This is a genomic window from Gilliamella sp. CG35, from assembly GCF_046635745.1.
Lineage (GTDB): Bacteria > Pseudomonadota > Gammaproteobacteria > Enterobacterales > Orbaceae > Gilliamella > Gilliamella apicola_I.
The window spans coordinates 44481-69449 of sequence record NZ_JBIDFH010000003.1 but is presented as its reverse complement, the minus strand read 5'-3'; the positions used below and the strand labels follow the sequence as shown (position 1 = coordinate 69449).

General features: G+C 35.2%; 19 protein-coding genes and 1 tRNA gene. 4 read left to right on the top strand and 16 right to left on the bottom strand.

All coding sequences use genetic code 11. From position 1 onward, the window contains the following. Positions 1-5 precede the first annotated feature (5 nt). Positions 6-470 carry a macrodomain Ter protein MatP gene (matP, locus tag ACGH4F_RS01700; protein WP_220215114.1) on the bottom strand — a complete coding sequence of 155 codons (465 nt, stop codon included), beginning with the start codon at positions 468-470 and terminating at the stop codon, positions 6-8. A 148-nt stretch (positions 471-618) separates the two neighbouring features. On the opposite strand from matP, the gene ACGH4F_RS01695 reads away from it, so the two are divergent. Both ACGH4F_RS01695 and ACGH4F_RS01690 read left to right on the top strand, forming a co-directional pair. Then, positions 619-2304: an amidohydrolase gene (locus ACGH4F_RS01695; RefSeq protein ID WP_411589748.1), complete on the top strand. Its 1686-nt coding sequence runs from the start codon at positions 619-621 to the stop codon at positions 2302-2304. Between the two features lie 728 nt (positions 2305-3032). Further along, positions 3033-4394 carry an APC family permease gene (locus ACGH4F_RS01690; RefSeq protein ID WP_411589746.1) on the top strand — a complete coding sequence of 454 codons (1362 nt, stop codon included), beginning with the start codon at positions 3033-3035 and terminating at the stop codon, positions 4392-4394. A 124-nt stretch (positions 4395-4518) separates the two neighbouring features. Here the strand turns inward: ACGH4F_RS01690 and ACGH4F_RS01685 are convergent, their stop codons facing one another. The 13 genes from ACGH4F_RS01685 to ACGH4F_RS01625 all read right to left on the bottom strand — a co-directional run bounded on the left by ACGH4F_RS01685 (position 4519) and on the right by ACGH4F_RS01625 (position 21533). Then, complete coding sequence (locus ACGH4F_RS01685) at positions 4519-4782, bottom strand: HPr family phosphocarrier protein (protein ID WP_065558280.1); 264 nt, start codon at positions 4780-4782, stop codon at positions 4519-4521. A 136-nt stretch (positions 4783-4918) separates the two neighbouring features. Continuing rightward, positions 4919-5857 carry a phosphatidate cytidylyltransferase gene (locus ACGH4F_RS01680; protein WP_411589744.1) on the bottom strand — a complete coding sequence of 313 codons (939 nt, stop codon included), beginning with the start codon at positions 5855-5857 and terminating at the stop codon, positions 4919-4921. A 57-nt stretch (positions 5858-5914) separates the two neighbouring features. Beyond that, positions 5915-6400 carry a hypothetical protein gene (locus tag ACGH4F_RS01675; protein ID WP_411589742.1) on the bottom strand — a complete coding sequence of 162 codons (486 nt, stop codon included), beginning with the start codon at positions 6398-6400 and terminating at the stop codon, positions 5915-5917. Continuing rightward, on the bottom strand, positions 6387-7703 hold the full coding sequence (locus ACGH4F_RS01670; protein WP_411589741.1) for a phosphatase PAP2/dual specificity phosphatase family protein: 1317 nt from the start codon (positions 7701-7703) through the stop codon (positions 6387-6389). Before ACGH4F_RS01670 ends, ACGH4F_RS01675 begins: the two co-directional genes overlap by 14 nt. A gap of 12 nt (positions 7704-7715) precedes the next feature. Beyond that, complete coding sequence (locus ACGH4F_RS01665) at positions 7716-9467, bottom strand: bifunctional alpha/beta hydrolase/class I SAM-dependent methyltransferase (RefSeq protein ID WP_411589739.1); 1752 nt, start codon at positions 9465-9467, stop codon at positions 7716-7718. 13 nt (positions 9468-9480) lie between these two features. Continuing rightward, positions 9481-10089: a CDP-alcohol phosphatidyltransferase family protein gene (locus ACGH4F_RS01660; protein ID WP_411589738.1), complete on the bottom strand. Its 609-nt coding sequence runs from the start codon at positions 10087-10089 to the stop codon at positions 9481-9483. A gap of 65 nt (positions 10090-10154) precedes the next feature. Beyond that, the gene (locus tag ACGH4F_RS01655; RefSeq protein WP_411589737.1) at positions 10155-14429 is read right to left on the bottom strand and encodes an acyl-CoA dehydratase activase-related protein; all 4275 of its coding nucleotides are present in this window, start codon (positions 14427-14429) and stop codon (positions 10155-10157) included. A 256-nt stretch (positions 14430-14685) separates the two neighbouring features. Then, complete coding sequence (locus tag ACGH4F_RS01650) at positions 14686-15405, bottom strand: epoxyqueuosine reductase QueH (protein ID WP_411589735.1); 720 nt, start codon at positions 15403-15405, stop codon at positions 14686-14688. Positions 15406-15686: 281 nt separating this feature from the next. After that, the gene (locus ACGH4F_RS01645; RefSeq protein WP_065558273.1) at positions 15687-16019 is read right to left on the bottom strand and encodes a DMT family transporter; all 333 of its coding nucleotides are present in this window, start codon (positions 16017-16019) and stop codon (positions 15687-15689) included. A gap of 200 nt (positions 16020-16219) precedes the next feature. After that, a tRNA-Lys gene (locus ACGH4F_RS01640) sits at positions 16220-16295 on the bottom strand. Positions 16296-16574: 279 nt separating this feature from the next. After that, complete coding sequence (locus ACGH4F_RS01635) at positions 16575-19433, bottom strand: valine--tRNA ligase (protein ID WP_411589733.1); 2859 nt, start codon at positions 19431-19433, stop codon at positions 16575-16577. A 144-nt stretch (positions 19434-19577) separates the two neighbouring features. Continuing rightward, positions 19578-20033, bottom strand: a complete 456-nt coding sequence (locus ACGH4F_RS01630; RefSeq protein ID WP_267350779.1) for a DNA polymerase III subunit chi — start codon at positions 20031-20033, stop codon at positions 19578-19580. A gap of 18 nt (positions 20034-20051) precedes the next feature. Further along, on the bottom strand, positions 20052-21533 hold the full coding sequence (locus ACGH4F_RS01625; RefSeq protein ID WP_267380352.1) for a leucyl aminopeptidase: 1482 nt from the start codon (positions 21531-21533) through the stop codon (positions 20052-20054). 143 nt (positions 21534-21676) lie between these two features. Between ACGH4F_RS01625 and lptF the strand changes: the two genes are divergently transcribed. After that, positions 21677-22780, top strand: coding sequence for an LPS export ABC transporter permease LptF (gene lptF / locus ACGH4F_RS01620; protein WP_411589732.1), 1104 nt, complete (start codon positions 21677-21679; stop codon positions 22778-22780). A gap of 11 nt (positions 22781-22791) precedes the next feature. After that, the gene (lptG, locus tag ACGH4F_RS01615) at positions 22792-23856 is read left to right on the top strand and encodes an LPS export ABC transporter permease LptG (protein WP_411589731.1); all 1065 of its coding nucleotides are present in this window, start codon (positions 22792-22794) and stop codon (positions 23854-23856) included. A 78-nt stretch (positions 23857-23934) separates the two neighbouring features. On the opposite strand, the gene msrB is transcribed toward lptG, so the two are convergent. Both msrB and ACGH4F_RS01605 read right to left on the bottom strand, forming a co-directional pair. Further along, positions 23935-24384 (bottom strand): peptide-methionine (R)-S-oxide reductase MsrB, encoded by a 450-nt coding sequence (gene msrB, locus ACGH4F_RS01610; RefSeq protein WP_411589730.1) that lies wholly within the window; start codon positions 24382-24384, stop codon positions 23935-23937. Between the two features lie 58 nt (positions 24385-24442). Beyond that, positions 24443-24967 carry a cytochrome b gene (locus ACGH4F_RS01605; protein WP_411589729.1) on the bottom strand — a complete coding sequence of 175 codons (525 nt, stop codon included), beginning with the start codon at positions 24965-24967 and terminating at the stop codon, positions 24443-24445. Between the last annotated feature and the right edge of the window lie 2 nt (positions 24968-24969).

Genomic DNA, 24969 nt, shown 5'->3' with positions numbered 1-24969 from the left:
TTGTGTTATTTACTGTTGCGCTTCACATCAAGAAGTGACAGTAAATCATCTTTAATTGTTGATACTTTTGTCGCATATTGTTCTTTTTGCTCAGCATCTTCAATTAGTTGCGTAATGGTTTGTGACAACGTACAACCACGGCGTTTAGCTAAATTCGCTAAGCGTTGCCAAACTAAAAATTCCAAATCGATGGACTTCTTCCGTGTATATTGTTGTTCTGCGTTAAAATGTCGTTTTCGTTTTGCCCGTATAGTCTGCTTCATGCGATTATCTAAATCGGGATTCAAATGCGATTTTATCCAATCAACAACGCTTGTTGGATTATGTTCTAACAGTAATAATTCATTTACGGCATGTTGAGCAGCACTTTTTTCAATATAGCGAGTTATTGGCTCGCCCTCTAGATGTTTTTTTACTAAATAGTGCCACTTCCAACCACATTCAAGGTTTTCGAGTTGTTGATATTTCATTTGTTCACCTTGTGACGCTGTAACTATAGAGATTATATGTAGCATAATCGTTTTACACAATAAAGAAAATTATTGCATTTGACAAATTTTTTATAAATCTGGTATCGTTCACCTTTTATATCGTTCTTTATTTAAGGAATCAAAAATAATGGTTAAAGCTGATGTTATTTATATTAATGGCTATATTTATACAGCAGATAAAAAAGATACAGTTTGTGAAGCGATAGCAATCAAAAATGGTTACATAATAGCAACAGGCTCCACAGATGAAATAAATAGCCATCACTATGTTGATAATGATACAGCAATTTACGATCTTCATGGTAAAACGATGATGCCGGGGATAATCGACTCACACCTTCATACTTTTTGGGGTGGCATGCAATTGACATCATGTAATTTGAATTATCAAAGTTTAACCGTTGAGGATACTTTAGCAATTATTCAAAAACACTTGGATAAAGACAGTCAGAATAATAACACACAATGGCTACAAGTTCGAGGCTGGTTAAGGCAAGAAGTTTTACCAATTGGTACCGATATTACCCGCTTCGATCTGGATAAACTCAATACTCAGCGACCTGTAATCCTTTTTTCTAACGATTGTCATACGTTAGTTGCTAATAGTATTGCGTTGCAAAAATTTGGTTTGGATAGAAACACACCCGAACCGACAGATGGAAAAATTGGCAGAACACAAGACGGTGAACTTAATGGCATTTTAGAAGATGCACCGGCTATGCGAGCTTTTGACAGCATATCAAAATTGACGGAAGAACAAGCCGCACATATTGCTGAATTAGCACAAGCAGAATTAAACAAACAAGGCGTAACAGCCGTGATGGACGCTCGGATAACTGAAACGCAAGCCGATGCCTTTTTAAAGTTGCAACAGCAAGATCAACTTACCATTCGGTTATTTGGTGCACGAGAGTTACCGCCAGATGATGTGACATCCATTGAAGCTATTCCGGCATTACTCGAAAAAGTTAAACAGTTTGCAAACCGTTATGATGATAAAAATTGGCAACCTAAGCCCGGTATTAAAATTTCACACACTAAACTGTTTGTTGACGGGGTAATGCAAGCACCATTAATGACAGCAAGACTATTGCAACCTTATCAGCTTGAAGATGAAAAAGATCGTTATGGTGATTTGTACTATTCAACTGAGATGCTAAATGCTTTAATTTTAGAGTCCTCTCGTGCCGGTTTTCATCCTCATATGCATACTGTTGGTGAAGGTGCCATTGAAGTAGTGCTTGATGCAATCGAAAAAATGCGCCAAGCATTACCTGATGCCGATATCCGCCCTAGCACGGCGCACAATGAACTTAGTGCTGCGCATCAATATGCAAGGTATAAGCAATTAAATGCTTGTGTAGTGTTTTCATTCCAATGGGCTGGCTGTAGCGACGCCATGGTTGAACAATACCAAACACTATTTGGCGAAAAACGCTATAACGGTTTAGAAGCCCACGGGCAATATATCGATGCAGGTGTCAACTGCGCCTTTGGTAGCGATTGGCCAATTGATCCATTAAATGAATGGTATGATTTTCAAATAGCCATGACTCGACAAATTGATGCACAGCACCCACGTTTAAACAGTGACCGTAATTTAACCGTGTCCGAAGTTTTACGCTGCGCAACCATCGGTGCTGCTTATGTGCTAAAACAAGATGAGTATATTGGCTCAATTGAAAAAGGTAAATTTGCTGATTTGATCATCTTAGATCGCAATCCATTTACCATTCCAGCAACCGATATGCAAAATGTGAAAGTATTAACGACTATTGTTGGTGGTAAAACAGTTTATCAACAAGACTCGTAAAAACTATAGCTTTAGATAGTTTGAAAAATAGAGCCAACCTAACTGTTGGCTTTTTTTTGTTTAGTCATTGCGTCTTTATCGTTTATATGAATAATAGGTACGTTAGCTGATAAGCAAGCTGTTCCCCACCTAGAACGGATAATTAGTTTCTTGTTAGATTTAATAATTTAATTACTATATACATTAGCAATCAGTACTGAAAGTAAGAATAATGGTAAATGCTTTGGTTGCATATCTGTAACAAGGAAAATCAAAATTACTTTTGATTTAAATTTTCTTACATTTTAAAACATTCATCCAAAATATCACTGTTATTAGAAATAACTTTGAACAATAATTTTCCTATAAATATTTTTTTCACTACTTCATATCAAATCCACAATAATCTCTTTTTTCTCTAATTTAAAATACAATAGATTTTATGAACAAATTACCTTGCCTTTTTCAATTTCTTATCCTTCTATGCTTATCTATAATAGAACGCTGAACATAAATCTAGGTCACGCCTACGAGTTTAAATAATCTATTTTTATTAAGATTTGTTTAGAAATAATTCATATTGAATGATCTAATTCAAAATTTGCATAATTTAATGTCAATATAATAAAAATTAACTTGCATAATTATAATAATATGGGAGAATTCCCTGCCGCTTTTAGCGGGTAAAAAGGCAAAACTATACTTAGTAGTTTTTTATTGTTTTTTGGGACAGAGGAGCAAAGTTAGTCATGTCCGCAATAAAAATGAAACGAGTTTTAACCACACCTGCATTGATTGCATTTGGTTTAGCTTATATGGTTCCTTTGGGGATCTTTACCACTTATGGGGAAGTCACTGTTACAAGTAATGGACACTTACCTATAGCCTATATTATCACTCTAGCAATGATCTTTTTCACAGCATTGAGCTATTGCCGTATGGCCAATAAGCTACCAATTGCTGGTTCAGCCTATTCGTATGTACAACGTACTTTTGGTGGAAAAGTCGGTTTTTTGGTTGGTTGGGCTCAAATTTTAGATTACCTTTTTTTACCAATTTTAAATTATTTGGTTTTAGGTATTTATTTAAACGAAGCGTTTCCAGCGATTCCTGCACCCGTATTTGTTTTAGGATCTTTAATTGGCGTAAGTTTACTCAATTATTTGGGAATTAAACTAATTAATTCGGTTAATTTCACTTTGATCATCATTCAAATGATTTTTATCGGTTTATTTATCTTTTTGACATTTACAAACGTTAATTTAACGCCTGATGCTATGATGAAACCATTATCAGTTAATGCTGGCGATTTTAGCGGATTACTATCTGGTGCAGCAATATTATGTTTGGCTTTTTTAGGGTTTGATGCTATTGCGACATTAGCTGAAGAATCGAATGATGCCCAAAAATCGCTACCAAGAGCAATTATCTGGACTGTCCTTATTGCTGGATGTATCTTTTTAGTCGTTTCTTATTGTGCTCATTTAGCCTATCCAAATTGGACTGATTTTGCAGAAAATAAAGATACCGCAAGTTTAGAAGTTGTTCGTCGTGTGGGCGATATTAGCCGGTTAGGTGGAGAGTTTATGTATAACTTCTTCCAAGCGGCTTATTTAACTGGTGTATTTGCCTCTGCAATGACTGCACAAACCAGTGTTTCACGGATCTTTTATGCAATGGGTCGCGAAGGCGTATTACCAAAGCAGATCTTTTATCGTATCCACCCTCGTTTTAGAACACCTTATTTATCTATAATATTTGTAGCATGTTTTTCATTATTATCGTTGGTGTTAAGTTTAACATTGGTTGTTTCAATGATTAGCTTTGGGGCGTTAGTCGCATTTACTTTTGTCAATTTATGTGTAATTAAAAGCTATTTAGGTGAAGGTCAAACCAAAACATTCGCGTTAATCATCAAATATGGTCTTTTACCGGCAATTGGTGTTTTACTTTCTTTATGGTTGTGGACTAGTTTAGATGCGACAGCCATGATAGTTGGTTTAATTTGGCTCGCTATTGGATTTTTCTATCTGATATATTTAACTAAGGGTTTTACAAAATTATTGCCATCTATTGATCCACACGAATTAAATTCAATCATCAAAGATTAGCTTAATTTTTTTAAATAGTTCTACTTAAAAGTATTCAGTTCTCGCCCTTTTAAAACCATTCCGTCGACCTAAGTCGACGGAATATATATGTTTATAACATTCTGTTTTGATAAAGATTTATCAATTATTCACCAAAACCAGTAGCAAATAATTCGCGGATTTCATCCATTGCAGCTTGCTCGTCTTCTCCATCACAGATGATTTCAACAGTTGAACCACCTTTTACACCAGCTCCTAGCAGCCCCATCATACTTTTTAGTTTAATCGCTTTGTCGTTATAAACAAGCTCAATTGATGATTTATAGCGACCGGCTAATTTAACTAATGCCGTTACTGGGCGCGCATGAAGACCGGTTGAATTTTTTACTACCATTTGCTCTTTTAACATACTAAGTCCTTCTTTCTATCTTAAGTTAATACAATACCTAGTATTTATATCATAAAATAATCTGTTTTGCTCATTTTTAGATATAAATTTTTATAATTTATACAAAGCTTTTTATTAATTTAAACTTAATACTATTTTATGCCCAATAATATCTAACTACATGAAAAAAAACAGGCGCAGCAAAACAGATTGAATCGAAACGATCAAGTACACCACCATGTCCGCCAATTAGGTTACCCCAATCTTTTACCCCCCTATCACGCTTTATGGCAGACATAACTAATCCGCCAAAAAATCCTAGCAAGGTGATCATGAGTGAAATTAAACCAGCTTGAATAAAACTAAATGGCGTAATCCAAAACAGACAACTACCAATAAAACTGGCTGTAATTATGCCACCAATAAATCCTTCCACTGTTTTTGATGGTGATAGATTTGGGCTAATTTTATGTTTACCAAATAATTTACCAAAGACATACTGCAAAACATCTGACATTTGAACAACTAACACCAAAAAAGCAATAAGTAATAAATTTCGGTCGTGATAGTTATCAATTTGGAGTGACAATAAGGCAGGTACACAAGAGATATTATATACGGTGATGACTAATCCCCATTGTACTTCGGCCGTTCTGTCTAAGAATTTAAATGAGGATCCGGTAATTGTGGCTAAAATCGATAAAATTAAAAAACCGTAAACTGGAATGAATATGCTAAATAGACCATACCATGAAACAGCGACTAAAATATATTGCACCGGCAACGCTATTCCGAAAGCAAATATTAAAACGTAATAATCATCTCGGCTAATACTGGTCAGATTAAGAAACTCTCGTAATGCTAAACCCGATACCACGAAAAATAAAAAAATGACGGCTAATTTTCCGATCAAAAAAGCAGTACCTAAAATCGCCACCATGACCCACCACGCATTAATGCGAGTATTTAAATTATCAATAACCCGATTAGGTGATCGAATTCGATGTTTTAACATGAGTCCAATTAACGACGCAACGATTAAAAATAGAGTAACGCCCAAAAATAACAATAAAGTATGGTATTGATAGTTAGACATCTATTTCCTCAAATTGCTGATTCTTTTAATACTTTAAAAATGAATGTTGAAATCATTTTACAATAAATTATAAATAATACGACTGGCAAATCCGCCTATAAAGAGTAAAAGTTGTATCATCACTGTCACTATTTGAATTTTGAAAAGTCGTAATGTCCCTTTTTCGCGCTCATACATTGTTCGAGATTTAGAAAAATCAGATTTAATTAAACCTAATTTTACAAGCGCATGATCTAACTCTTTCAACACTATTGAGGGTTCATGAATATATGGCGTCAAATATTCAAAAAGTTTGATATCGAAATTAGTCCTAAGTGCATAATATTGACTTATTAAACCTAAAATAAAAACAAAAAAACAGATTAAACTTATCAGATTTGAATCATTAATTGCCAAATAAATAAAACCAATGACCAACGCAGAAATTGTTAATAACCCAGAAAAAATATTAATTTGCTTACTTAAAGAAAGCAAACTACACAATGTCACAATTTCAGTTTGATTGATGTGAAACTGTTTTCTATTATGATCAGATTTCAGCATGTAGATTTCTGCTCCATTCTATTAATATTAACCGTTGTCTAGTTGAAATAACAATATTACGCCGACATGTTCTTACCTTAGCTATGGCATCATCAACATTCTTGGCTCGATGAGTCCACAACAACCACGCGATAACTGCTGTCGCACTTCTTGAATAGCCTAATGCACAGCAAACTAACAATCGACCTTGCAGTCGATATTGTTCAATGATTTCAGCCGTCATTTGACATTGCACTTGCGTGAGCGGTGTCATATCCAAAATTGGCATTAGCATATAATTACCTTTAAATTGACCTATCGGCAGTTCTGCACATAAATCAACAATAGTTGTAAATTGATTGTGTTTCAGATTGTAGGTTGAAGGAATTCTACCTAAAAAAACGTTATCCTCAATGAAATTGTTTGGTTGGTGCTTAAACGTCCATAAACGTGAATTGATCCACATAATGATAAAATAAGGCAAATATAATATAATAACGACGAGTGAAAAATGTCCGTTAGATTGTTTTTGAAATCCTTTTGCACCTATCAATAAATAATTAAGCGCGACCAACAAAAATGCTCCAGAAAGCCAAAATAACCAAAGTCCCCAACCCCTCATATAAATGGCCAAACTCATGGTTAACAGAGTTAAACAACAATAAATAAAAGCCCAACGATACTGTTTTGATAAAGACGTGAATTTTAATGGCGATATTCCATTATTAGGCCATAACCAAATACACAAACAACCTACCCATACACCTGTTGGGATATCAAAAAAATGATGTTGCCAGGTTGTTAATACCGATAGCGCAATTAACAAACACCAAATATGCAAAATATAACGGAAAATAGTCTGAAAATAGCAGGCATAGAACTGCCATAAAATAATAAGTAATGTGATATGTAATGATGGGGCTTGATTAAAAGGTTTATCAAATCCCATTAGAATATCAAAAAGTAAACCAAAAAATCCGTCCATAGCAGGACGATCAAAACTGAATTTGAGAGGGAAAAGAAGAAAACAACAGACACAAATAATTTGTGCGGTTAATAATCTAAAGCAAAGTATTTTTAATGACTGATTCGATTTTGCTAGTAATATAGCTAGTCCATACATTAAATCTATCGACCAATAGGGCACAATCGTCCATGACCAAAGTGGTATGATCGTTTCCCAATCAAAAACCATGCTACTGACATCATTACGTTCAGCTGTGAATGCATTGCTAAAATTGTAACTAGCAAAGAAAAATACCGTTAACCCGATAAGCCATAAACATTTGTTAATGCTTAATTGAATAGAACACTGCTTCATCATGGCGTTAATCAATTAATCAATGCGCTGAGCTAATGACACCGTAAAAATCCCCCACTGATCAATACGCATTGTGACTTTTCGAAAGCCTGCTGCCATGACAAGTTGATCCATTTCAAGCTGTGTCCGTCTGCGCATTATCCATGGTTGCCCTTCACGATGTGAAGTTAATGCTCGGGCAATAAACTCAAGTTGAGGATGCCAAGGTTGATTGGTATAAATTAAATATCCACCTTTGGGGATAGCATCCGCTAAACCCGATAAAGATTCACGTAATAATGAATTATCACTAAACAATTCATACAAACCAGAAACGACAGCTAATGTTGGTTTAGGCGATAGGTCAGCTAACTGCTGTCTGTTAAAAGCATCGCCCTTTTTAAACTGTACAAGGTGACTTAAGCCCAATTCATTAATCAAATTTTGACCATCACGAATATTAATATCGCTATAATCTCTAAGGAGTACTGAATCAGGTTTCTTGGCTAACTGATTAATTGTCTCAAGAATATAACGTCCATGGCCTGCTGCTATATCAACAATATTGACGATATTATCGTATTTTTGTAATTGCGATATGGCTAATTTTAATAATTCTTCAAGGTGTATTTTACGTTGCCGAATTCCTCGCCAACCCATTGATTGCAAATAAATATAGTCAAAAAACTGACCTAATTTTGAGCTTCCTGAAGGTTGATTACGATAAACATAATCCAATGTGCTACCTGAGTCGAACCCAGTTTCAACTCCAAGTTTGATACCATCAGAAATTTTACTGGCATATTTTAAATTAGCTTTGATGAATTTCCAGTAAAGAGGTTTAACTATTCCCTTAGCAGGCAATGATAAATTATCGGCTTCTTGCTTAGTATAACCAACAAGGTCTGCGTTAACCAAAGAAGGAATATTCGGTTGATTTGCAAAGCACCCTATAATAAAACGCCTTGCTCTTTCAATAGCGATATGGCGTTCTTGTTCACCAAACGTGTCATGATAAAAATTAGGCAAGATATGAAATTCTTTTTGAGTAGTACCTAAATTTTCATAAAACTGTTTCTGAGGTTTGCGTCTGACAACAAAATCAGAACCAGAAACAAGTATTTGAGTTGGCACTGTTATTGCATTAGCATCTTTAACAATACGATCAGCTACAGAATATAAATCAAGTAGCAATCTGACTGAAATTGGTCGAGTGATTAATGGATCTTGATTAAATGATTCTGCTCGTTGTTTGTCATGAGTCAATAATCCAGATTTAACGTAACTATTAACAAAAAAATTACCTTTCAGATTATATAATAATTTTAAACCAGGCACGGCCAAAGGAACATAAAGTTTTACACGAAAAGCAGGCGCTCCTAGTACTAAGGCTTGAATATTGGGGTTATAATCATGCACCCAAGCACTCGCAATGACGGCACCCACACTTTGTGCAATAATTGCAATATCTTGTTGTCTTAAACTATATTCTTGGGTAATGTGTTCAATAAAAGCATTCGCATCCTTGATCAGCGTAGCAAAATTGGGGGCATCGCCTCGTTCACCTTCTGATTGTCCATTACCTCGGGCATCCCATGCAAAAATGTGAAAATTAGGTAATTCAAGTTCGTCGGCAAGATGCGCTATTCGACCAGAATGTTCATGTCCACGATGAAAAAGCACAATCGCTTGATTAGGTTGAATATCGGCATCTATTGCAGGCCAGTAGCGATAAAATATTTGGCAACCATCATGGCTTGTGAATGTTTTTTGTTGCTGTTGACGCATCGACAACTCCTTGTTAAATTTTAGCTTCTTGCAAACCTTTTCGAATTCGATTCACAGTCGTCCATATGAGTAAAAAAATAATTATCCCTAATAACGCATTTATCCAATTCAATGGTAACAAACCGGTAGCAATACCTAAACTGATTAAGCTAAAAATAAAAGCTCTATCGCTTTTTCCCATTGGACCGTCATACCGTCTGGATGCACCAATTAGTAACCCTAAAACACCACTATATTCAGTTAAAAAAGACAGTAACACAATCAATATCACTAAACCAGTATTGACACTTGGAAGCTGAATAAATACTAATAATAGCGCACAATCGGAAATAACATCCGCTATTTCATTTAAATATGCGCCTAAATTAGATTTTTGATGATACTCTCGTGCTAACATGCCATCAATGGCATTGAGCGCCATTCGAATAAACATCCATACTGGAATTAAGAAAAATAGCCAAAGATATTCAACAAAATAACTCACAATCAAGGCGATAAAAATAGAGCCTATACAAGCGAATAAAGTGACCTGATTAGCGGTAATGTTCGCACTATAGAATTTCTCAACGCAGGGACGAAGTAACGATTGAAATCGGGATTTTAATTGATAAATTGATAACACAAACAATCCTTTTATAAATTATCTTTTTACTATTACTTACACTGAATCGTCATGTACTTTAACATTTAAACAATCCGTTGTAACTGGGTATACTTTAATGAACTTACCATAAAATGCAAACGATTAAGCACATTAACTTCACCTGCACCATCATCAAAGTCTAAATAGAGTAAGTTAAGTTTTGGATTAAGATCTCGCATTCGTTTTTCAACACCTTTAGATACAACATGATTTGCAATACATCCAAACGGTTGCAGGCTAATAACATTGTTAATTCCCTGTTCAGCAAATGTCATGATGCCAGCAGGAATCAACCAACCTTCACCATATTGATTCGCCAGATTTAAGATTTCTTCAGCCTTTTTAGACATATCACGTATACTATGGAAAGGTTGATAATACTTAAATTGAGACAAAATTTTATTTGTTTTATCAATATACCGATATGCAATCTTTTCAAAAAAGGATATTAGATAAGAGATATAACTCTTTGATGAGAGATAATTATTGACATTACTATCATAATTAACAAAACATTGCGCAAAAAACTCAATCATTGGTGGAATAACCGGTTCAATACCCTGCTCGACTAACCATTCAACACTGTGTTGATTACCAAAACTATTATATTTAACGTAAATTTCGCCCACTATACCGATTTGTGGACAATCTTTATGGTGTGTTTCAATTTGATTAAAGTGTACAACGGCTTGCGTTAATAGTTCGAAGATGGCCTTTCTACCTTGCTTTTGTTGAATAAGTTGTTGCAATTTATGCATATAAAGCGCTTTAAGCTGATCAGCTTGTTGTTTAACTTTCGCTCTTGGCGCAATGGCGTAATACATTTTTGATAGTGAATCAGCAAAAAGCATCGCAAAAAAAGTTATCGGTAATGTTTTAAACCAATTTAGCTTAAAGCCAGGTTGTTCTATTTCATGAATATTTCCAGTACTAAGTGAAATTATGGGAATATCTTCAAAACCATTACTGATCATCGCTTTTTTGATCAACGATAAATAACTACTCGCTCGACACTGTCCACCCGTTTGAGTTATCCCTATTGCTACATCATTACGGTCATATTTTCCTGAACGCAGTGCTTTAATAATATCCCCAACAATAATTGTTGCCGGATAACAGATTTCGTTATTGCAGTATTTTAATCCCCATTCGACTGAACGCTTATCTGGTTTAGGTAATGTTTCCAGTTTATAACCCGATAACGCAAAAATTGGCGTTAAAAGCGGAGAATAAAAATCGGAGATAAACGGTGCTAAAATGGTTCGACGTTGCTTATCTTGCTTGCTAAAAATAGCCGTTTTTTTACGTTCAACTATTTTTAGCGGTTGCTGATAATTCATTCGTATCGATTCAATAATGGAACGTAAACGTAATCTGACAGAACCCGTTGCGGTAATTTCGTCAACACGAATTATCGTACCAGTTTTACCTTTTGATTCTAAAATTGCTTTACACTCATCGGTAACAATAGCATCAGGCCCGCAACCAAATGAATTAAGTTGAACAAATTGGATATAATTGGGTTGCTCTGCAACGAATGAAGCGGCAGCATATAAACGATTCGGGTAGCTCCATTGTGAACAAATTTGAAGTTCTGGTGATAACCGGTTAATGCCACCTAATACAGAATCTTCAGTAATCACATCACAACCAAGCGCATTTAAGATTTCAGGTGTTTTATGGTTTATTAAACTATCACTATGATAAGGTCGTCCTGCTAAAATAAATACATATCGCCCTGTTTGTTTGGCATTATCTAATACTTCAATCGCTTTGTTGTAAAGATTCTGTTTAAACTGGGACTGAGCCATTAATGCTGCCGAAAAGGCGTTATCAATGACTTTTTTCGCTATACCTAATGACCGTAAATATTGAACACAACTTTTTTTGAGTAACTTCACATCCGTGAAATTCATCACAGGGTAATCAATCGGAATACCATATTTTAATTCTGGATTGATAGCACTATGTATGACTTCTGCATAACTACTCACAATAGGACAATTATAACTATTTACTGCATTATCAAACTGGGATGATTCAAATACAACCATAGGCATAAAAATACGATCCACTTTTTGACCAACTAATTCCATAATATGCCCATGTACTAATTTAGCAGGAAAACAGATACTATCAGACATCACTGTACCTGCTCCTTGTTCATAAATTTTATGGGTCGAATAAGGTGAAAGTATTACGTTGATACCACTTTGAGTCAATAACGTATGCCAAAAAGGAAAATTTTCATACTGTCCGAGAACACGAGGTATGCCTATATTAATTTTTGCTTGAGGATTTTCGACAGTGATTCGATCAAACAAGAGCGTGTTTTTATAATCAAACATGTTAAAGGCATGATTATCTTTATATTGATTATTACTTAAGAAACGTTCACATTTATTACCGGAATAATATTTTTGCCCATTGGCAAAACGGTAGATCATAATATCACAATTATTTTCGCACCCCTTACAACGAGAAGGTTTCGCTTTGTTATCTTCAGCTTTTGCTAAGTTATCCAGCCCAATAAATTGTGAAGGTGTATTATTTTCAACAAAATGATTTTTTGCCACTAAAGCCGAGCCATAGGCGCCCATTAATTCAGGGATATTTGAGCTGGTGATTTGCGCACCGGTTAATTGTTCTAAGGCTCGAAAAACAGCAGGATTCTTAAAAGTTCCACCTTGCACGACGATATTATTACCTAATTTACGCATATCGTGCAGTTTAAGCACTTTATGAATTGCATTTTTAATCACTGAAAACGCAAGTCCAGCCGAAATATCCCCCATGGTGGCATGTTCGCGTAGGGCTTGTTTAACTTTAGAGTTCATAAAAACAGTACAGCGTGTACCTAAATCACAGGGATGAGTTGATTGACAGGCCGCATCGGCAAAATCAATGGTATTTGAGTTTAATGATTTAGCAAAAGTTTCAATGAAGGAACCACACCCTGATGAACAAGCTTCATTAAGTTCGATATGATTAACCACACCATTGGCAATAAAGATGGCTTTCATATCTTGACCACCTATATCCATGATAAAACTGACATCTGGATCAATATGCTTTGCTGCGGCAAAATGCGCCATCGTTTCAACTAAACCATCATCAATACCAAATGCGGCTTTTAATAACTCTTCGCCATAACCGGTGACACCCGTTCGCAAAATCACAATATCTTTATTGGATGTCTCAATTTCTTTTTTTAATTGAGATAATCCCTTAATCAGTGCACTAATTGAATGACCGTTATTGGGGGCATAATAAGTAAACAGTAGTTCATCATCTTCACTTATTAACGTAATTTTGGTTGTCGTTGAACCACTATCTATGCCCAAAAAAGCATTTTGCTTTTTATAATCTGCGATATTTAATCGAGGAATATCGATATATTTTCGTCTTTTTTTCCAGTCATCAAATGATAAGGCTTCATTAAAAAGAGGAGATAATCGAAAAGATTGATTCATTGCAATTTTTGTTGAAGCATTTAATTTCTCGATAAAACTATTAATTGAAAGTTCAGCACGTTCAATCGGATGAATTGCCGCTCCCCAAGCAGACAACAATGTTGGATAAGGCGTTTCAACTAGCTGATCTTCACCTAATTTCAACGTATTAAGCGCTGCTTTACCTAAGGTTGGAATAAAGGAAAATGGACCACCAATTAACATCACTTTAGGAACGATATCATAACCACGTGCTAAGGTATTAACGAGTTGAATACAAACAGCATGTAAAACAGAATAGGCGATATTTTCTTTTGAGACATTACGACTAATGAGATTTTGGACATCGGTTTTGGCAAAAACGCCACAACGAGAAGCAATCGGAAAGATTTTGTCATGATGTTGAGCGAGTTGATCAAATTGTTGAACAGGCGTGTTTAATAGCGTTGCCATTTGATCGATAAATGCCCCTGTTCCACCTGCACAGCTACCGTTCATTCGAATATCGGGCGGGCGATCGGGAAAGAAGAAAATCATCTTACTATCTTCACCGCCAATATCAATTAAGGTTCTGACTTCGGGATAGTTGCGCTGCACAACCTCCGATGCCGCCACCACTTCTTGGATAAAAGGAATATGGGCTTTTTCAGATATTCCCATACCAGCCGAACCCGTTACCTTGACGGATAAACAAATATCATTACCAAACTTCTGTTTAATTTCATTAAGTAAATCGAGGACTGTCGCCACAATATGTGTATTATGACGAACGTAATTGGTATAAACAAAATTGTCAAACTCATCAAGTACAACACATTTCGCTGTTGTGGAACCCACATCTAAACCAAATTTAAATAATTTTGACATAAGCAGCACATAATCCCCAAAGCATCCATTACTTTTTAATCGATATAATCAATATCGCTTTATTTTTTATGTGTAATAATTATAGCCGAATCTTACTTTTTTTTAATCAATTTGGTTAAAAAATATCTTGTTATAAAGTTGCGTTTTTAAAATCCTATTAAATCAATTTTTATCAGAGAAAATAGTTAGCTAAAACCATTTTTAATAGGGTGAACTAACTATTTTTTTGTATCTTTTATGAGGATAATAATATGTATTAACTCATTTTTTCTAATCCCTGCTTGGCGATCGCGATAACATTTTTTAAATCTACACCTTGCGCTTTAGCAGCAAAAATACAACCACAATAACATTGTCGATAGACATCATATTCTTTGCAAAGCTCGATAGAACGTTTATAACCATTATTTTTTTTAAAATCGGAAGGGAGATAATTCACCGAAAAAATTTCCTGAATTTCAAAACCCAGTTGATTGATTTTCTGGCTGTTTTTTTTAGGACTTAACGTCAATGCACTCGCAAAATAATCAAATCCCAATTCTTGCGCTTTAATCGCTGCCAAATCTAACCGCATTTTATAGCAGAGATGACAACGCTCTCCTCCTTCGGGTTCATCACGCAAATGCCCAACTTGTTTAACAAACTCTGCCGGTTGGTAAGGTGCTTCTAAAAACTGGACATTATGCCCTGTTTTCAGGTTAAAATCGTTGATGAATTTTTGTTGAACCAGACTACGGTGTTCATATTCAACTCTTGGATGAATATTCGAATTGGCAAAATAGATAGTAATATCAGCATACTGCGCTAAATACTCTAAAACATAGGTACTACATGGTGCACAGCAACTATGAATCAATAATTTAGGGCGAACTGCTTCGTGCTGCCAATCCGCAATGACTTCTTGTAAAACAGAATCGTAATTGATTTTGTTATGAGGATTTAATTTTTCCAGTATATTTTTAGCATTAATTAACATGATGACTCGTTTATAATTTTGATGATTAAAGTCTTTTTAAGCTGCGCTATGATATAGCGATAAACGCAACCATTCAAGCTTAGCATGTAATTTTTTATACTGAAATAAAGGTAATAACTAAAACTTTTTGATAATCTAATTATGACGTCAATAGCGTGCTTTTACTCAATAGTCATTAAACCTGAAGTTTATTCAATCATCTAACCTTGTTCATTGATTAACTTATTAAAACAAACTGTTATACTGATTAATTATTCATCTCAAAATCGATATCAATAATATTAGTGCCCTGACACTTTAGAAAATAAGTTTATAATAATTACCCCAAACATGATAAATCCCATACCGATTACAGCCGCTAAGTCCAAAGTTTGTTTCATAAAGATCCAAGCAATCAAACTAATAAGCACAATACCAATTCCTGACCAAATCGCATAAGCAATACCTACGGGAATGGTTTTTAATGCTAAGGAAAGAATATAAAATGATGCGCTATAACCAACAATTGTAATTATAGAATAGATAAGATGGGTAAACCCATTCGATAATTTTAATGAAGATGTAGCGATAACTTCACAAATAATAGCGAAAAAAAGATAAAGATATGCATTCATAATAATACCTATAGTCATTTGAAAAACAGATTTATTGGTTAAGTCTAAAACCTTAACGTTTTGATGTTTTATTAACCTATCACACCTTAATCAATAATATTAAAGCTTAATTATGGTTTCATTTCATCATGCTAATTTGAACAAACAGGTAAACTTGAAAGCTATCAAAGCTAGAAAATTATGAAAAAGGAATATTAAAATGGTGGGTTGTGAGGGGATCGAACCCGCGACCAATTGATTAAGAGTCAACTGCTCTACCGACTGAGCTAACAACCCATAAAGTATTTCGAAGTATATAGTAAACTTAATTCAAAAGCAAATTAGCAACACCAATTTTTTTTGTAAAACATTGATATTAATCTTAATATATCATTTCTTACCTTAACGCCCACATGGTCTAATTACAAATATAACATGTATCATTTTATAATGGCGGTACTTTATCAACCTTAATAGCGGTCAGTTAATATACAATTTCAGGTATCATCGATAAGCAATAATGGAGCAAGGTAAAAAAATCTCTCGCTATTTTAGCGAGAGATTTTATTGGCAAAACTATAAATTTTTAATTGCAAGATATTGTTCTTGCAACTTGGTTTTATCATCAATATAACCTTGTTGTTTTTCTTTCTCTTTGGCAACGACTGCTGCCGGTGCTTTATCTACAAAATTGGCATTCGATAATTTACCGGTAATACGGGCTATTTCACCGTCAATACGGGCTATCTCTTTTTCAAGACGCGCTAATTCATCGTCTTTATTAATTAAGCCAGCCATTGGCATTAATAGCTCAGCGCCATCCACCAATTTAGTTACTGATAATGGCCCAGTTTCACCCTCATCTAATAAGACAATTTCGGATAATCTGGCTAACGATTCAATGAAATTGATATTATCACTAATGATTCGATGAACTGTAGGCGAAGCTTTACGAATCAATAGTTGCAATGGTTTACTTGGTGCAATATTCATCTCAGCACGAATATTACGAACAGCAATAACCACATCTTTAATCCAGTTAATATCCGCAACGGCTTGGTCATCCGTATGCTTGCTGTCAAATGCAGGCATCGGCTGTAACATAATGGTATCGGCTTTAATCGCCATTAATGGTTTAACACTTTGCCAAATCTCTTCTGTAATAAAAGGAATAATTGGATGTGCAAGTCGTAATAATGCCTCAAGAACGGTGACTAAGGTATGACGGGCAGCACGTTGTTCGGATTGTCCACCATTGGCTAATACTGATTTAGTCAATTCTAAATACCAGTCACAGAACTGATTCCACGTAAATTCATATAAAATATTAGCAGCTAAATCAAATCGATAAGTATCAAAAGCTTCACGATAAGATTTTACGGTTTGGTTAAATTCAGCTAGTATCCATTTATCCGCTAATGAATAAGCCAAATCGCCACCTTTGAAACCACAATCATGTGCTTCGGTGTTCATTAGCACATAACGGCTAGCATTCCAAAGTTTATTACAGAAGTTACGATAACCTTCTAAACGTTTTAAATCCCAATTGATATCTCGCCCAGTTGATGCAAGCGCCGCTAAAGTAAAGCGTAATGCATCAGTACCATGTGCTTCTATCCCGTTTGGAAACTGTTTTTCCGTACGTTTGGCTATTTTTTCAGCCAATTGAGGTTGCATCATATTACCCGTACGTTTTTCGAGTAAATCAGCAAGTGATATCCCATCAATCATATCTAAAGGATCGATAACATTTCCTTTAGATTTAGACATTTTTTGCCCTTCTTCATCACGAATCAAGCCAGTCACATAGACTGTTTTGAACGGAACTTGAGGTTTGCCATCTTTATCTTTAATAAAGTGCATGGTCATCATGATCATTCTAGCTACCCAGAAGAAGATGATATCAAAGCCTGTAACTAAAACATTCGTTGGATGAAAAGTTGCTAAATCATCCGTATTTTCTGGCCAACCTAACGTTGAGAATGTCCAAAGCGCAGATGAAAACCACGTATCAAGTACATCTTCATCTTGAGATAAAATAACATCGTCAGATAAATTATTTTCACGTCGAACTTCAGCTTCATCTCGTCCAACATAAACACGACCTTGCTCATCATACCAAGCAGGAATACGATGTCCCCACCATAATTGACGTGAAATACACCAATCTTGAATATCATTCATCCAAGAAAAGTACATGTTTTCGTATTGTTTTGGTACAAATTGAATATCGCCATTTTTCACCGCATCAATAGCTGGCTCAGCTAACACTTTAGCTCGAACATACCATTGGTCAGTTAACATTGGTTCGATCACAACTCCACCACGATCACCATAAGGAATGGTTAAATCATGCGGTTCGATTTTTTCTAAAATAGCTTGAGCTTCACATGCAGCAATGACCGCTTTGCGTGCTGCAAAACGCTCTAAATTTTGGAACTCAGACGGAATATCAGTTGAATAGATATCACTTGCTTCACCATTGGTATCAAAAACTTCAGCTTGTGCACGAATATCACCGTCAAATGTAAAAATGTTGATCATCGGTAATTGATGTCGACGACCGACTTCGTAGTCATTGAAATCATGCGCAGGTGTAATTTTTACACAACCGGTACCTTTGGTCATATCAGCATGTTCATCGCCAACAATCGGAATACGACGGTTAACAAAAGGTAATATCACATAGTGACCAATTAAATCTTTGTAACGCGGATCTTCAGGATTAACAGCCACACCGGTATCCCCAAATAGCGTTTCGGGGCGAGTAGTTGCAACCACTAAATAGTCTTTGCCATCAGCAGTTTTTGCGCCGTCAGCTAAGGGATAACGCAAATGCCACATAGACCCTTTTACTTCACGATTTTCAACTTCTAAATCAGAAATAGCTGTACGTAACTTCGGATCCCAGTTTACTAAACGTTTACCACGATAAATTAAATCCTCTTGATAAAGCCTTACAAATACCTCTTTAACGGCATTAGATAAACCTTCATCCATGGTAAAACGCTCACGATCCCAATCAACCGAATCACCCAAACGACGCATTTGCTTAGTAATGCTTCCTCCAGATTCGGCTTTCCATTGCCAAATTTTTTCAATAAAAGCTTCACGACCATAATCATGACGGGTTTTACTTTCTTCGGCTGCGATTTTACGCTCTACCACCATTTGCGTTGCAATACCGGCATGGTCAGTACCAGATTGCCATAATGTGTTATGACCTTGCATACGATGATACCGAATCAACGCATCCATAATCGTTTGTTGGAACGCATGTCCCATATGTAAACTACCTGTCACATTAGGTGGTGGAATCGCTATGCAATAGCTAGGCTGGGATTTGTCACCGTTGGGTTTAAAATAACCGCTCTGTTCCCAATGTTGGTAAATGGGCTGTTCGATTTCTTGTGGATTATAAGTCGAATTTTTCATATAAATGCATTAATCCTAATTCAAGGCATAAAAATGGAACTATTTTACAATAAAATAGAAAAACAATAAATTGGCTTAATACTATCATAAAGTATTAAATTTACTGTTTGAAAACTTAATGACCAAGCATAGCAATACTAGCCATTATGTACATAATATGGGTATTGTTTTCAGATTAAAACCACTTTCTTTATACGTTTTATACCTATTTCTGGCAAGTGATTTCAATCGTTCCTCAACAGGCACAAAATCAATAATATCATGATATAATCCAGAAAATTCAGGGAACTGTTCCTGCAAATTAATCAATAATTGACGATTACCACTGCTGCGTTTTTGAGGCCAACAGATTTCAACAGGTGATCCCCCTTTCATTCCTTCACCGACTAAATTATGAGGAACAAAATTATCGGTATCCAGTTGCCAAAGGTATTCATCGATACGTTCAGCTTGAACTTGATCTTGGCAAGCAACCAACACTCTTTGTTTTGCTTGCCATGCCTCGACAATTTTTTGGCAAGCGAGTTTTTCATAAAACAATATGCCTGTTTCGCTTGCTTCTGTTTGGTTTTCTAACAGATAGAAAATCACTTTTTTCATAAAAATAGTAATGCCGTCTTATTGATCTAACAAATATTGAATCAACATAGCAACCGGTCGCCCTGTCGCACCTTTGTTTGCACCTGATTTCCATGCTGTACCCGCAATATCTAAATGTGCCCAATGGTATTTTTGAGTAAAACGAGACAAGAAACATGCCGCTGTAATCGTACCACCATCACGCCCACCAGCATTGACAATATCGGCACACGTTGATTTAATCTGATCTTGGAAATCATTATCCATTGGTAAAGCCCATGCTTTATCATCCGCTTTGTTGGATGCATGCACTAATTGTGTTACTAACTTTTCATCATTTCCCATCACGCCCGTATAATGATGTCCTAAAGCCACAATACATGCACCAGTTAGCGTTGCAATATCAATCACCGCTTTTGGATTAAAACGCTCAACATAAGTTAGTGTATCACATAAAACTAAACGACCTTCCGCATCTGTATTAATCACTTCAACCGTTGTACCTGACATTGTCGTTAAAATATCGCCAGGACGATAAGCATTACCATCGGGCATATTTTCACATCCAGCCATAACACCAACCACATTAATTGGTAAATTTAATTCTGCTACAGCTTGCATTACGCCATAAACGGTAGCTGCGCCACACATATCGTATTTCATTTCATCCATACTTGCTGCTGGTTTAATTGACAAACCACCAGAATCAAACGTTAATCCCTTACCGACTAAAACAATAGGTTGCGCTTTTTTGTCTTTTGCACCGTTGTATTCGATAACTGTCATTATCGATTCATTCTGTGAACCTCGACCTACAGCTAAATAAGCATTCATATTTAATTTAGCGAGCTCTTTTTCACCTAAGCACGTCGTTTTTAATGATTCATAAGTTTTGTCTAGCAATTTACCCTGTTCTGCTAAATATTGTGCATTACAGATATTTGAAGGCATATTAGCCAGCGTTTTTGTAGCCAAGATAGCATCAGCAATAATTTTACCCTGTTGTAAATTGCAACTAATCGATTGCGTTTGTTCTTTATCACCATAAATCAAATTAACTTTAGCAAGATTCAGTTTGGGTGCTTTTTCCGTTTTGAATAGATCAAAGTGATACGTTATATCATTCACAATTTGCGGTAATTGTTTTGCAATGATTGAACTATAGGCTGTATTGACGGTTAGTAAATCCCAAGTGATGCTCTTAATATTTTTAGCAACTAACTCTTTCACCACATTTTGAATCACTTTTTTGGCTTTTGAAAAATCAAATTCTTTACATTTGCCACAGCCAACCAATAATAACTTTTGAGTAAAACCAGCTATACAAGGGTACAACAGAGTGGTTTTTCCTAATTCACTACTGATATCACCACTTTTGATAAGTTGGCTAATCATGCCATGAGTCAATTCATCGATTTCATTAACAATGTCTGATTGTTTCTTACCTGAATCTATTGTAATAACTAAACATTCTGTTTTTTGATTCGTTAAAGTATGACTGTTTTTGATTAAGAATTCCATAATGTTTCTCGTGTAAAAGATAATGCGAATAGTAATATTTTATCGATTCATCATGGGATAGCAACAAAAAGATAACTAATTACTCTTATTTCAGTTTATAATAATTAGATCTGAAAAAACGTTTAATTTTGTATAGGTAAAATGTGATAATTCGTCGATATTTAGTTAAAGAGACATTGAAAACACAAGGTGCTATTTTGTTTATCTTGCTCCTTATTTTCTTTTCTCAAAAATTAATTAAAATTTTATCGAGCGCGATCGAAGGAAATATTCCTCGTGACTTAATCATGCCCTTGTTAGTCTTGGGTATTTCTAATATGGCTGATTTGATTTTACCTTTAAGTCTTTTTTTAGGGGTGCTTATTACATTTGGCCGCTTATATTCAGACAGTGAAATGGTTGCTATGCATGCCTGCGGCGTGAAAAAAAATGTCACTTATCAAGTCGTTTTTTTACTATGTATCTTCACCTGCTCGTTAACAATGCTAAATACTTTATGGTTCGGGCCTTGGTCAAATATCAAGCAAAGTCAATTAATTGAAAATGCAAAATTAAATCCAAGTTTAGCGGGATTATTATCCGGACAATTTCAACAAACTCCTGACGGAAATTCGGTCATCTATATTGGTAATGTCAATAATAACAATTTAGAAAATGTTTTTATCGCTAAAGTAAAAACCAAAGATAACGAAAGACCCTCGATCATAATTGCGAATAAAGGCAAAACCGGCCATGACAAAGAAGGCAATCAAATTATTACGTTAGAAAGCGCCAATCGTTACGAAGGAAACATACAATTACAAGATTTTCGTATATCAAATTTTCATAATTATTTGGGAATTATCAAACCTAAAGAAATAGATATGAATAGTGATGATGAAAAAATTGATGTACAACAGCTCGGATTAACTGAATTGCAAACGCTGAAAACGCCCAAAACCAAAGCTGAGTTTTATTGGCGGTTAACACTGATTGTTTCTGTTCCATTAATGGCTTTTTTAGTTATTCCACTGAGTGTCACAAATCCAAGGCAAGGCAGGCTTTCGCAAATCTTACCCGCTTTACTGCTCTATTTGGTCTATTTTCTGTTAGCCAGTTCAATAAAAGCAAATGCTGGGAAAGGCCGTATGGATGCTGAATTTTGGTTTTACTTAATCAATATTACCTATTTTATTATTGCATTGATATTAAATTGCTGGGATAGCATCTTCATGCGTAAACTTCGTCTAAAATTCAGTAAATCATAAAGGGGAAAAATGTGTTTTCGATTTTAGATCGCTACATTGGTAGAACAATTTTAAGCTCAATAGGTCTGAGCCTGTTTTTACTTATTAGCTTGTCAGGGATTATTCGTTTTATAGACCAACTCAGAAGAATAAAAGGTGATTATGATGCTTTTTCAGTTGGTATATATACGGCCTTAATGACACCTAAAGATCTGGAAACTTTTTTTCCAATGGCAGCATTGTTAGGCGCCTTAATTGGATTAGGGTTACTGGCATCTCGAAGTGAGCTTATCGTTATGGAAACGTCTGGTTTTAGCCGTTTTAAAATTGCAAAAGCCGTTATGAAAACGGCTATACCATTAGTGATTATTACTATGGCAATCGGTGAATGGGTAGCCCCTGAGTGTGAACAAACTGCCCGTAATATGCGTTCTGTAAAAATATATGGCAATTCGTTATTAGCTGAACAAGGTAGTTTATGGGCAAAAGATGGAAACAATTATATCTATATTGGTCGTGTTAATGACGATAATTCCATTAACGATATTTCAATTTATGCGACAGATAATAATCAATTATTGTCTATAACCCATGCTGATTATGGCATATTTAAAAAAAATGAATGGACATTAACGCAAGTTGAAAGAAATGACTTTAGTGATCCGGTTAAAGTAAATGGGACAAATCTGATGTCCATGAAATGGGAAACTAACATCACGCCGGATAAATTGAACATTGTTGCTTTTGATCCTGATTCGCTTTCTGCTACAGGACTTTATAAATATTCACAATATCTGCACAACTCGGGACAAGATACGAGCTATTATGATTTACTTTTCTGGAAAAAAATCATAAAACCGGTCTCTGTTGCTGTCATGATGTTACTTGCCCTCTCGTTTATATTTGGCCCACTGCGGAGTGTGTCAACGGGTGTTAGGGTCATCATCGGCATTAGTTTTGGGTTTATTTTCTATATAGCCGATAACTTATTTGCTCAAATGAGTATCGTTATTGGTATCTATCCAATCATAGGATCGTTAATAACCAGTTTTGTTTTTTTACTGATAAGTTATGCACTATTTAAAAGAAGAAATTAAACCAACATACCCTTAATGTTTGTTGATTTTATTATTTACCATTTAACGCCTATCATTCAATAAATGAATGATAGGAAATCAAGATTTATGTTTTTCAAAAAGAGATAAATATTCCCCATACCCCTCTTCGACCAGTTTATTAACCGGTATAAAACGTAAAGCAGCAGAATTAATACAATAACGCAATCCACCTAACGCTTTAGGCCCATCATTAAAAACATGCCCAAGGTGAGAATCCCCTTTTACAGATCGGACTTCGGTTCTATGCATACCATAACTGTTATCTGCTTTTTCAAGAATATGATGATCAATAACAGGACGAGAAAAACTTGGCCAACCACATCCAGAATCAAATTTATCGTAAGAAGTAAATAAAGGTTCACCGGATACAATATCGACATATAATCCTTCTTCATGATTATCATTAAACTCATTTTCAAACGGGGGTTCTGTGCCATTTTGTTGCGTCACATGATATTGCATAGCGGTTAATTTAGAAATGGCTTGTTCTTTCGTAAGTTTATTCATAAGTCACCTAATAGCTAATATTGAAGAACTTAATTAGCAAAACAGCCTTTAAAGCTAACTATTTTGCCAACATCGATTGTAAAACTTTATCTTTAAGCCAAAAGTAATGATATAAAGCCCCGAGAATATGTACCAAAATTAATACGGCTAGCAAATATGAACTGATTAAATGTGTGCTATGGAAAAACAGATAAAACTCATTTGGCATATCGATAGCAGGGATGGAAACAAGACCAAAAACATTGAGCAGGCGACTACTCATCAAATACCCAGATAACGGAACAATTAACAGAAAAATATAGATAAAGCCTTGGGTAGATTTTGATAAAATTCGCTGTAATCTTTGATGTTTATCTAAAACATCAGGGATACCATATTGGATAATTACTTTAATACGCCATATTGTTACAATGAAGACTAAAACACCAATTGATTTATGTAACAAATAGATATTCGGCATCCCTCCCAAAAAATGAGATAGAATGATTTTAAACATAATCAGCAAAAACGCTAATATAACTAGCACTGCTGATAGCCAATGTATTAATTTTTGTTGACTTCGATACTGAGGGTAATCTTGCATAA